Origin of the sequence: Nostoc sp., assembly GCF_036919575.1 — a bacterium.
Lineage (GTDB): Bacteria > Cyanobacteriota > Cyanobacteriia > Cyanobacteriales > Nostocaceae > Nostoc.
In genome coordinates this window covers 38,855-51,241 of sequence record NZ_JBALBY010000082.1, presented here as the reverse complement: position 1 = coordinate 51,241, position 12,387 = coordinate 38,855, and the positions used below count along the sequence as shown (strand labels likewise).

Here is a 12,387-nt window from a genome sequence, read left to right as displayed (position 1 = left end):
CGCGTCTCCTGTACAGACGCGATTAATCGCGTCTCTCCAAACTCCTAACCGCCACTGACTGGTGGAATCAGCACGACTTCATCCCCATCTTGTAGTAAAGTATCTGGTTCGACAAATATTAAATTAATGCCAAAACGGGTAATGTCACGCCATTGGGAGAGTTCGGGGTGTTCAGCTATGAGGCGATCGCATACTGCTTTGACTGGCATACTATTGGGAAATTCCAGCACCAGTTCCGAAACCCTAAAGGCTTCTTGATAAGCAGCGAACAGTTTAACGGTAACGGTGATTGCAGATTTAGACATACAAGATGCTTTAGCAGTACTAGCAAGTAGTTTAATACTTGCCAAGCACCCCGAACTATTGGGCTTAACTATGTACATCATTTGACAAGTTCATAGCTAAACTAATCGCAACCAAAATGGTATGGTGTCGCCAAAGCCAATTCTAGAGGGTGCGATCGCATCGGAATTTTAATCATAAACTCTGTTCCCAGCCCAGGTGCTGAAAGGCACATTATTTGACCACCATGTTTGGAGACAACAATTTCCTGGCTAATCGACAAGCCTAAACCCGTGCCTTTACCTACGGGTTTTGTTGTAAAGAAGGGGTCGAATAAGCGATCGCGTATTTCCTCTCTTATACCGGGGCCACTATCCCTAATCTTAATAGTCACAAACTCATTGTCAGTTACTTCAGTACAAATCCAAATCGTGCTGCGGCAAAAGTAAATTTCTTGGGGCGATCGCTCCTTATCATACTCCTCTAAAGCATCAATTGCATTCGCCAATATATTCATAAACACTTGGTTGAGTTGCCCCGCATAGCACTCCACAAGCGGTAGGTCGCCATACTCTTTAACGAGTTGAATACCTAGTTGGTTAGAGCTAACTTTAAACCGATTGTGCAAAATCAGCAGCGTGCTATCTAGCCCAGCGTGAATATCCACTGGCTTCATTTGGGTTTCATCCACGCGGGAAAAAATCCGTAAAGAGTGAATAATTTCGCGGATGCGGTCAGCCCCAACCTTCATCGAACTCAGCAATTTCGGCAAGTCTTCACTCAGAAATTCTAAATCTATCGCCTCAGTCAAGTTCTGAATTTCAGGTAGCGATGAGGGAGTGTATTTGGCATAGAGGTTCAAAAGATTGAGCAAGTCTTGGGTATATTGATAAGCGTAAGTCAGATTCCCATAAATGAAGTTGACGGGATTGTTAATTTCATGGGCGACACCCGCCACCAATTGCCCCAGACTGGACATTTTTTCACTATGAACCAGTTGGCTTTGAGTTTCTTGAAGTTGGCGAAAGGCAACTTCAAGCTGATTGGCTTGTTCTCGATAGCGTGCTTCTGATTCCTGCAATGCTTGCTCTGTAAAAATGCGCTCTTGGATTTCCTGTTGCAGCAGCTGATTAGATTGAAAAAGTGCAGCCGTCCTTTCTTCCACGCGTTCTTCTAACTCAGATGTCAGTTTTAAAAGTGCGTTCTCTGCCTTAGTTCGCTCTTGAATCTCCTGCTCCAGATGCACATTTTGCTCTTGCAGTCTCTTACTCAGGTTTCGGATGCTTAAATGGATTTTGACACGGGCTAAAACCTCTTCATGCTGAAGCGGCTTAGTGATGTAATCTACCGCCCCAAGATTCAACCCTCTGACTTTATCCACCGTCTCAGAAAGCGCCGTCATAAAAATCACAGGGATATCTTTAGTTGATTCTTTAGCTTTCAAATGCTGGCAAGTTTCAAACCCGTCCATACCGGGCATGAGTACATCTAACAAAATTAGATCGGGAAGAGCATATTCGACCTGCTCAATTGCATCCTCGCCATCTTGCGCCACCAACACTTGGAAGCCTGAATCAACTAAGAAATCGAATAACACTCCTAAATTTGTCGGGTTGTCATCAACGATTAAGATAATGCCATTTTCCATGTTTGAAATATTCATTAATTTGCTCCTACTTTTTTTAGAATTTCACGAATCTTTTTAACTTGAAACCCTTTAGCTAATTGACGTAACTCTAAAGAAAAAGGTGCATATTTAACATCCAATTCTTCCAAGTGAGTAACTCGCTCCATAATAGCTTTGAGATCGCCTTTCATTGCTAAATTCAACAGAGATGCAATTTCCTCTGCCGCAGGAGCTACCAATGATTGCTGAGAATTTTCTTGTTTATTACCTGTAGATACTTGAGTTTCACCCTCTTCATAAATCCATTCTAGTTCTAAGTGAATCCGTAACCTTTCTAAAAGCTCTGTTATTCGGATTGGCTTAGGTAGAAAATCATTACAACCTGCCTCTTTACTTTTGTTGAGATCGAAATCAAAAACGCTGGCAGAAGTACCAATTATGATCACATTCTTTAGTTCCGGCGATCGCCTGATGCGACGGGTAGTTTCAAAGCCATTCATTTGAGGCATCAACAAGTCCATTAAGATACAATCTGGATTCGATTCAGATGCTTTATTCAAACAATCCTGACCATCTATTGCTTCGATAATTTCAAATCCTAAAGGTGACAGCATCTTGACCAAAATTGAACGATTTTCTGGTCTGTCATCTGCCACGATAATTTTGCGTTTATAGCCTTTAAAACCTTGGATATTTCGTTGTTCTTCTTTGACAACATCAGCGTATTGAGAAACTTCCGGCAAATCTAAATCAAAGAAGAAAACGCTGCCTTTCCCAAAAGTACTCTTCACCCGGATTTCGCCACCCATCATTTCAACTAATTGGCGGGTAATTGCCAATCCCAATCCTGTTCCTTCCGCTTTGCGATCGTGATCTCCTACCTGCTGGAACGGCAAAAATATCTCTTCTAATTGCTCTGGTGCCATGCCAATTCCTGTATCTTCCACCTGAAATCGAATTTTACCTTCGTGATTGCCGACTTTGAAAGCTACGCCTCCAGTTTCAGTAAACTTAACAGCATTACCCAGTAAGTTAATCAAAGCTTGTCGTAACCGTTTCTCATCAGCCTTGATACCTGTAGGAAGTTGAGTAATCTGTTCAAAAATTAAGCAAATACCTTTTTGTTCGGCGCGGATACGGCAGATTTCTGCAATGCCTTCTAGAAATTCTGGGAAATGAAAATCCGTTGGGTGGAGTTCCATTTTTCTCGCTTCAATTTTAGAGAGGTCTAAAATGTCATTGATCAGGTTCAAGAGATGGTCGCCACACTGATAAATAATATTCACACCATCTTTTTGTGAGTTGGTTAAACTTTTGTCTCGTTTGAGGATTTGAGCGTAACCCAAAATACCATTAAGTGGTGTTCTCAGTTCATGGCTCATGTTTGCGAGGAAATCACTCTTAGCGCGGTTGGCAGATTGTGCAGTTTCTTCTGCTTTTTGCAGATGCACATTTTTTTCCTGTAACTCTAGAGTTCGCTCTTGCACTTTGGCTTCTAAGCCAGTATTGGCTAATTTTAAGTCTTTATAAAGACGAGCATTATCAATGGAAATTGCCGCTTGAGAGGATAACAGTTGTAATACTTCTAACCGATCTGATGTAAATGCGCCAATGGTGAGATTATTTTCTAAATAAAGGATGCCACTAAGTTTTCCTTGATGGATGAGCGGTGTACATAAAACCGATTTGGGTTGATGAGTGAGTAAGTATGTATCTGTGGTAAATGTTCCTTCACAAGTCGCATCGCTGAGGACAACATTTTTTTTGGTTCGGGCTACATAGTTAATCAAGGAAATTGGTAGCTGCTGACTAGTTGATACTGAGATTCCTTGTAGGACAGTTACATCGTTTTTATCTACTGCTCCTGATGCTTCTATCAGCAACTCTCCTGATTTTTCTAAAATTAGGTAGCCTGTTTGAGCGCCAGCATTCTCTAGCACAATTGTCATTAATTTAGCTAGCAACTTACCCAAAACTATTTCTCCAGAAAGGGCTTGAGATGCTTTCATAACTGTGGCTAAATCCAGCAAGTCTGAAGCACTTTCAGCCGTGGAGCTAATTATCCGAGTCACGTCCGTACTGACAGTTTCTCGCTTTGATATCCGAAATAGTTGAGGATATGTTTTTTCCAAGTCTTTGACTTTTGCCTTCGCTCCCCAGCAACCATATCCATAGTAGGCATCGTTGAGATAGGTATTAGCAACTTTCTCTCTACCACACGCAAAATAGAATTCTGCTGCTAGTTCCGAGGCTAGGGCTTCTTCCTGAATATATCCATGTTCTCTAGCTCCATTTATTGCTCGGTCATAAAAGGCGATCGCTTTGACATCTTGCTTTAATACTCGCGCCTTCTCTGCTTCCACTAAATCGTATTTATGCTGATAGTTAGCAGGAGAATGCAACGCCCATAGCTTCATTTTTTTCTGATGCGCTACCACTTGGCTGAAATATTGTTGGCGTAGCTTGCCGCCGTAGGCATCGCTTTTTGATGCGGTGGGATACAAAGCCAGGAGAGTCAGAGAGTAATAGAACTTGTGTTCGGCTTTGTACATCAACCCTAGTCCGCCTTGTTCGTATTTTTCTGCCAGCAAAGCATTTTCAGCAGCGCGATCGTAATTTTTAAATAAATAACCTAGAATCAGTTTAGAAACATAGATAGGATAAATAGCCATATAATTATTGCTATTTATCAAAATTGGCAACATTTCATTTTCATTAAAACTTTCGCCGATTAATCGATAAGGCTCGGCTGTTTTCTTAATTAAATTCAAACCTGTTTGTCGAATTATATTAGCATAAATTATTTGAAATTCCTGTTTAGTTCTTTGCATTAAAGCAATATAGTGTGCCTGTTTCTGGATAACTATTTCTAGATTTACACCAACAAAAAATAAGTGTGTACAATAAAAACAAGCCGAATAAGAAGCATATTCTAAATCTCCTGTTTCCAGCCCTCTTTGGACACCCTCAAGTAACGGTTCTATAGTATTAATAGCTGGTTCTTTCCAATGCCTGATAAAATAATTAAATGTTTCATAGATTTTCGCCGTCATTTCCTTAGCATTGAATTGATTTAACAGCTTTAAGCCTAGCTGACCGAATTGATAGCCAGAATCCATGTCTTCAAAAGCGCCACATAGGAACATTCCATAAAGTGCATACGTATAAGCTGACAAAGGAGAGTTCCCATATTTGAGACAGAGATTGGTCATTTTAAAAACAACCTGTGGATAAAGTTCGGGAGCTGCAATATAAACCGGAGGAATCAGATTGATCAAGACTCGCAGTGCGGCTAGTTTATAAGCATCAGTCATTTCTGGCAATTCTGTTAAATCCTCAATCCGTTTACCTCCTAAATTCAATCTAGTTAGTCTCGTTGGGGGTTTGTCTGATAAAGGTAAACCTAGCATTTTCAGCACTTGCAGTCCGGTATTTAACGCGGCTTGCATTTGGTTTTTAGCAATATAAAACTGCATTTTTGTCTCGTACACCTGGACTCGATCAAGCAGGGTTTTTGCCTGGGACAAAACTACATCAGAAAGCATTTCTGCTCGCTCGAAGTTGGTGTTGAGAAATTCTACTGCTGCTGTTTCTACATAGAGGTTGAGTGTCAAGTCGTAGTGACACTCCCAACTATCTGTTATCAGGAGTCCCAAACCTACATTTAAATACTTAACTGCTGATTCATAGGCTGTTGCTGCTTTCGCTTTCTGTCCAGCGATGAGATTGAGTTGAGCCAGTCTATCTTTTTGAGGCTGCTGAGTGATGAATTCAGCACCAATATTCAGTTGGTTGACAATCTCAAAGATGTTGTCTTCAATGTCCGTTTCTGAGGTATGGTTTAATAGCAATTCACCGATTTTTAGGTGAGTCTGTTTTTTCTGGTCATCTGGAATGAGAGAATAAGATGCTTGTTGCACCCGGTCGTGTAAAAACTTATAGGTGATGGGTGATGCGTGCTGCGATCGCCTATTCTCTGTCTCCATTTGTTCTGAGTCAAAAACGAGCGGTGTTTTGTATGAATTGTTGAGAGGCAAAACCAAACCTGATTGCAGAGCTTCCCACAAATCTGCTGCTGTTTCTGACTGAGATGTTTTATTAATAATCGCCAACATATCTAAACTAAATTTGTCTCCAATGCAGGCGGCAAACTTTAAGACATTCTGCGCTTTTGCAGATAGCTTTTGAATTTGACTAACCATCAATTCAACAACATTATCAGTTATATTAACTCCTTCAATCACCTCAATATCCCATTGCCACAAACCGCGCTCAAAGTCAAACAATAACAAGTTATCCTGATCAAGAGATTTGAGTAACTGAGTTAAGAAAAAAGGGTTGCCTTGGGTTTTTGTAAAAACTAACTCAGCCAGTGGCTTTGCTTTTAGAATTTCAGTGCGAAGAGTATCGGCTACTAACTGGTTGACATGAGCGATATCCAAAAGCTGAAGAATAATATTATTTACGATCGCACCAGTCTTTTGAATCTCTTCCAAGGTCTGAATTAAGGGATGAGTCGCACTTACTTCATTATCTCGATACGCGCCAATTAGCAATAGATATTGGCTATCTGGGTCGGTGATAATTAACTGGATAAGCTTGAGGGAAGCTGAATCCGCCCACTGTAAATCATCCAGAAACAAAACTAGCGGGTGTTCGGGTTGACTAAATACATGAATGAATTGTTGAAACACCCGATAAAACCGGTTTTGTGATTCAGATGACCCTAATTGAGGAACTGCTGGCTGCGGATCAATAATCCGTTCTAATTCGGGAATAACGTCTATAATCACTTGACCATTAGAGCCAAGGGCATCTATTAGTTTTGATTTCCAAATAGCTATTTGATCGTCGGTTTCTGTTAGCATCTGGCGCATCAAATCTTGGAATGCTTGAATTAAGGAAGCAAAAGGAATATTCCGCTTGAACTGGTCAAATTTACCGGAGATAAAATAACCTCGCTGACGGACAATCGGTTTGTGAACTTCGTGAACTAAGCACGATTTACCGATGCCTGAGTAACCAGAAACTAGCATCATTTCCGTAGTACCAGAACTGACGCGATCAAATGCTGCTAATAAAGTAGCAACTTCTATTTCCCGTCCGTAAAGTTTTTGCGGGATGGAAAATTGGCTATATGAATCTAGCTGACCGACAAGAAAGTGGGAAATCTTGCCATCCGTCTGCAACTGAGTCAGACAGGTTTCTAAATCGGCTTTTAGTCCGAGAGAGCTTTGATATCTATCTTCAGCAGTTTTAGCTAACAATTTCATTACAATGTCAGAAACGGCTGGGGGAATTTTTGAATTTATATCTTGAGGCGGTATTGGTGTTTTTGCAATATGGCAATGAACAAATTCCAGAGGGTCAGAGGCATTAAAGGGTAGCGAACCTGTTAGCATTTGATAAAAGGTAACGCCTAAAGAATAGAAGTCGGTACGGTAGTCAATTGACCGATTCATTCGTCCAGTTTGCTCCGGTGACATATAGGCGAGAGTGCCTTCTAATAAATTGGGATTGCTGATACTTTGATTTTCTTTTTCTAAACGCGATGCAATGCTGAAGTCGATGATTTTAACTTGCTTGGTTTCTGGGTTAATAACGATATTGTCAGGTTTAATATCTTTATGAATAATCTTGGCTTGATGCAGTTGAGTCAGAGTGGATGCTAGCTGAATGGCTATTGTGAGAAATTCGGTTAATGATAATTGGCGATCGCTAATATACTTTTTTAGAGATTCTGCCCCAAAGTCTGCCAAAATTAGGGCTAGACCGTTATGATGATTTTCTAAAGCTAGGGACTTGACAATTCCTTCTATATCTACTAATGTTTGTGATATTTTATATTCATGTCTGAGTCGGGTTAGTTCTTCGAGGCTGGGATAGTCGGCTTTAAGGGCTTTAACGATCGCAAAGCTTTGATCTAACTGCTTGGAAGCGCGATAAATAACGGTATTGACACCTTCATGCAGTGCTTCAATAAAGTTGTAACCGGGAAGGACAGGTATCATTTTTCTAGGACTGAGTTGTAGAGTGAACTGGGCATAAAGCTAATGAGCGGTATCCAGCACTGTCAAATAAAAGGACAATGAGCTGCTATCTTTAGCATTCCCAGCCAGTCAGAAAAATCTCTAATACTAAATAAACCTCAACATTTGGAAATATTCACAAAGAAATGGTATTAACACAAGTCGCAAGTCGCAAGTCGCAAATAAGTTTTGTAACGGGGATTTAGATTTAGGCTTCAATTCGCACTGGCAATTGATGCAGGGGACTTAAACCCCCAAACTTTTGTTAACGTCGGATAAGTTTTGGCAAAGCCATTACTCACTATTATGGGGTGGTAAAAATCGATGTATGGAGATGTCACATGGGCAGAATAATAATAAACTTTGTCCCCTCACCAGGTATTGAAAAGCAGTTGAGTTGTCCATTGTGTTTATCCACAATAATTTGGTAGCTTATAGCTAATCCCAGCCCGGTTCCTTTACCCACGGCCTTGGTTGTGAAAGATGGCTCAAAAATTCGGGCTTGCACCTCAGCAGGCATACCGAGTCCGTTATCTTGGATGCAAATTGTGACGGTTTTTTGCTGAGGTTCAACCGATGTAGTAATGGTGATGATATTCGGGTAAACAGCAATCTTTTGATCGGAGTGGTTTTGATTAAGTTCATCAAATGCATCAATGGCATTGGCGATGATATTCATGAATACCTGGTTCAGTTGTCCGGGATAGCAACTGATTGCAGGTAAATCACCGTATTGTGTTACAACCTCGATTTTAGGGCGATCGCCATTGTCTTTGAGTCGATGTCTCAACAGCATTATAGTGCTATCGATGCCTTCGTGAATCTGAAACTCCACCTGAGATGCAATATCTGTGCGAGCAAAAGTTCTCAGAGAGAGGCTGATCTCTTTAAGACGGGTAATTCCCTGGTGCATTGATGCCATTAGTTTCGGCAGATCCTCTACCAAATACTCCAAGTCGATTTCTTCAAGAAGCTCTTGAATTTCTGCGTTTGGCTGCGGTAGTTTCTGCTGTTGGAGGCTGACTAGGCGAAGCAAATCATTTATATATTCTTCAATATAGGATAAATTCCCGCCCACAAAACCAACCGGATTATTAATCTCATGACCAATACCTGCAACCATCTGCCCAATAGTGGACATTTTCTCACTCTGGATCAGTTGTAATTGGGTTTGTTGTAACTGCTGTAAAGATTGAGTTAATTCTGCGGTGCGCTCTTGCACACGTTCTTCTAATGTGCGGGTGAGAAGGGAAATTTTCAGGTGTAACTTTAAACGGGCAATGACTTCTTCCTGTTGGAAGGGTTTGGTAATGTAGTCAACTGCACCTATTTCCAGTCCCGCCACCTTGTCTGTAGAATCGGAGAGGGCAGTCATGAAAATTACCGGAATATTCTCAGTCATGGGATTAGCTTTCAGCCGGCGACAAGTTTCAAATCCATCAATACCTGCCATCATCACATCCAAGAGAATCAGATCGGGATGGGCATATTCTGTTTGTTCGATCGCTGACTCTCCATCTGTTGCCATGAGCGCTTTCCAGCCACACCCCTGAATCGCTTCATATAGCACCTTGAGATTATTAGGATTGTCATCCACCAACAAAATATATATGGGTTTCGAGAGAGGAACAGTGATCATGGACTTAACTCCGTTGTGACAAATGATTTGAGGAACTTACGGATTTTTCCGGTTTGGAAACTGGCAGTGAGTTTGCTCAATTCTGCCCCGAAGGGAGCTAGCTGACTGTTTTGCTCAATTAGCTCTCCTAACATTCCCTCGATCGCCGAGATATCCCCCATCATTGCCAGATGATAGAGTTGTTGCAAAACATCCTGGGATGGTAGAATCCATTCACTACTAGTTACCTGCTCACCTTTGGGAGACGAAGATTCGGCATAGATCCACTCCACTCTCAAGAGCGATCGCATTTTATTGAGTAGTTCCTCCATCTGGAGAGGTTTGGGCAGGAATGCTGTTGCCCCTGCCTCTAAACTTCGCTGTCGATTTGACTCAGAGACGTTAGCACTAGAGACGATAATGGGAATAGAAAGGGTTTGCGGATTCCCTTGCAAGTGACCTATTAGCTCAAAACCATCCATATTCGGCATGGCTAAATCGAGGACAATCACATCGGGATTGTGTTCAGTTGCCACCTCTAGCCCATGTTTGCCATCGATCGCTTCCAGGGTTCGACAGCCAATTTCTTCCAGCAGACTGGTCAACATGGAACGGTGGTTGCGATCGTCATCGACAATGAGAATCTGAGGCGTACTACCCCGAATCCCGGTAATTTTCTGGGGAGTTGGGGCGATTGCTCCTCCCTGCCAATCATGAACAAGTGGGACTGCTACTGTCAAATCTAGCCAAAACAGACTTCCTTCGCCCAGGTGACTCTGCACCTGAATTTGGCTCTCCATCAATGCCGCAATTCTGTGGCTAATCGCCAATCCCAAGCCAGTACCTTCAGATCGCTGTCTTGCCTCACCCACTTGCTCAAAGGGCAAAAATATTTTCTCAAGTTGGTCTGGTGACATCCCAATACCTGTATCTTCAATCTGAAAACGAATCTTCTGATGTGTCATTTGTCCATTGTCCATTGTCATTTGTTTAGACTCTTGACCAATGACCAATGACGAATGACTAATGACTTCTACTTTGAACGTTACGCTACCGCTATCTGTAAATTTGATCGCGTTGCCCAGCAAGTTAATCAAGACTTGCCGCAGCCGTTTTTCATCGACTTCAATCACAAGTGGTAGGCGATCGCTAATTAAGATATTAAATGCAACCCCTTTCTGTTCAGCCCGAATACCACAAATCTCAGTCACACCATGTAAGAAATTGGGCAGATGCACATTGCTGACAACCAAATCCAATTTCCTCGCTTCGATCTTCGAGAGATCGAGAATGTCATTGATCAGCATCAACAGGTGTGATCCGCATTGGTAGATAATGCCGACTCCTTCCAGGTTTTTAGCTGTCATGTTTGGCGATCGTTCTAGTACCTGGGCAAAACCAAGGATGCCATTCAGAGGTGTGCGTAATTCGTGGCTCATATTGGCGAGAAATTCACTCTTGGCTTGATTGGCAGCATCGGCAGCAAGCTTTGCCTTAACCAATTCATGAGTTCGTTCTTCGACTTTTGTCTCTAGGGTTTTGGAATAATCTAATAGTTGATTGTTGGCAACTTCCAGTTGGCGATTTGTTTCTTCTAACTTTTGCTGTTTATAGGCATTGGTTGTTGCAATCACACTACCGATAAACGCTGCTAAAGCAGGTGTTATCGGAATTAAAACACCATGTAAAAACATCCCATAGCCACCCCCGATGCAGGCTCCACTGATGCCTACAGTTGCCCAAAGAATTTTGCCACCGGGAATCCGCAGCTTGTTACTGGATAATAACCAACTGCCCGTAGAACCGATGACAGACCAAAAAACAATCCAGAGTGATAGAGAAATGCCAGAAACACCGTGCAGGCTGGCTTTTCCGGTTTTTGCCCCTCGTACTAGTTGATGAGCAATATTGGCGTGAACAACGACACCTGGAGTCGGTTTTTGAGCAGATACCCAAGAAGAGAAGGGTGTGCTGAAGAAATCATTGGTACTGGAGGCGACTGAGCCAATAAATACCATGCGATCGCGCATCAAATCTGCCGGAATTCTGCCTGCTAAGACATCGCGCATAGCAACTGTCCGAAATGCAGCATCCGTTCCATACCAGTTGAGCAAAATTTGATAGCCTCCTAAATCGGCATCGGTATAACCTGCTTCTTGATTTTGCAGGGGCAGGTAAATTTCCTTACCCAACCGGAACTTTTGCTTTTGGGGGTCAATGCTTTCTAAGCTAATTCCTTCAGTTTCGAGGTACTTAAGAGCTACAAGGGTTGCTAGTCCAGCTTTAATAGTGTTTTTCTCTTTGGCATCTTCAGCTGTCAACAGCGCACGACGTACAAAGCGATCGCCATCCAACACTAAATCTGCTAATCCTACCTGATCCTTTTTTTTCAATTCCGGTGGGGGATTGACGCGTTCACCGGTAATTTTCTCAACTCCGATTAAATTAGGAGTGTTGCGGAAGACTTGAACAAGTTGCTCATGTCCGCTTCCTTCAGGTAAATCTCGATAAAGATCCAATCCGATGGCTCGAGGCTGCTGCGCCCGGATTTTTTCTAGTAATTGTGCCAACGCCGAGTCTGGAATTGGCCATTTACGCACCGATTGGATATCGCGCTCATCAATTGTGACAATCACAATCTCATCAGCGATCGCCCCTGATGATCGCTGACGAACCCATTCGTCACGAATTTTCCATTCCGGTAAATTGAAAAGTCCCAACGATTGCCCAACCATAACCGTCAAGGCAACGCTGGGAGTAATAATCAAAACGCTACGAGTGCGTTGGATAAAAGTCTGGAATCTCCGCCACCCACATATTTGTGGCATACA

5 protein-coding genes are annotated in these 12,387 nt (G+C 42.2%); all 5 read right to left on the bottom strand.

Annotated elements, in window-relative coordinates:
- Nucleotides 1-44 precede the first annotated feature (44 nt).
- The 5 genes from V7K27_RS21260 to V7K27_RS21240 all read right to left on the bottom strand — a co-directional run bounded on the left by V7K27_RS21260 (nt 45) and on the right by V7K27_RS21240 (nt 12,384).
- Entirely contained in the window at nt 45-305 is a 261-nt protein-coding gene (locus V7K27_RS21260; RefSeq protein WP_229483813.1) for a MoaD/ThiS family protein, read from the bottom strand.
- A 101-nt stretch (nt 306-406) separates the two neighbouring features.
- Nucleotides 407-1,945, bottom strand: coding sequence for a hybrid sensor histidine kinase/response regulator (locus tag V7K27_RS21255; protein WP_334950062.1), 1,539 nt, complete (start codon nt 1,943-1,945; stop codon nt 407-409).
- The gene (locus V7K27_RS21250; RefSeq protein WP_334950061.1) at nt 1,945-7,920 is read right to left on the bottom strand and encodes a hybrid sensor histidine kinase/response regulator; all 5,976 of its coding nucleotides are present in this window, start codon (nt 7,918-7,920) and stop codon (nt 1,945-1,947) included. The genes V7K27_RS21255 and V7K27_RS21250 overlap by 1 nt, the downstream gene beginning before the upstream one ends.
- Before the next feature lie 355 nt (nt 7,921-8,275).
- Nucleotides 8,276-9,577 carry a hybrid sensor histidine kinase/response regulator gene (locus V7K27_RS21245; protein WP_334950060.1) on the bottom strand — a complete coding sequence of 434 codons (1,302 nt, stop codon included), beginning with the start codon at nt 9,575-9,577 and terminating at the stop codon, nt 8,276-8,278.
- A complete protein-coding gene (locus V7K27_RS21240; RefSeq protein WP_334950059.1) occupies nt 9,574-12,384 on the bottom strand; it encodes a CHASE2 domain-containing protein in 2,811 nt (936 codons plus the stop codon). Before V7K27_RS21240 ends, V7K27_RS21245 begins: the two co-directional genes overlap by 4 nt.
- Nucleotides 12,385-12,387 lie beyond the last annotated feature (3 nt).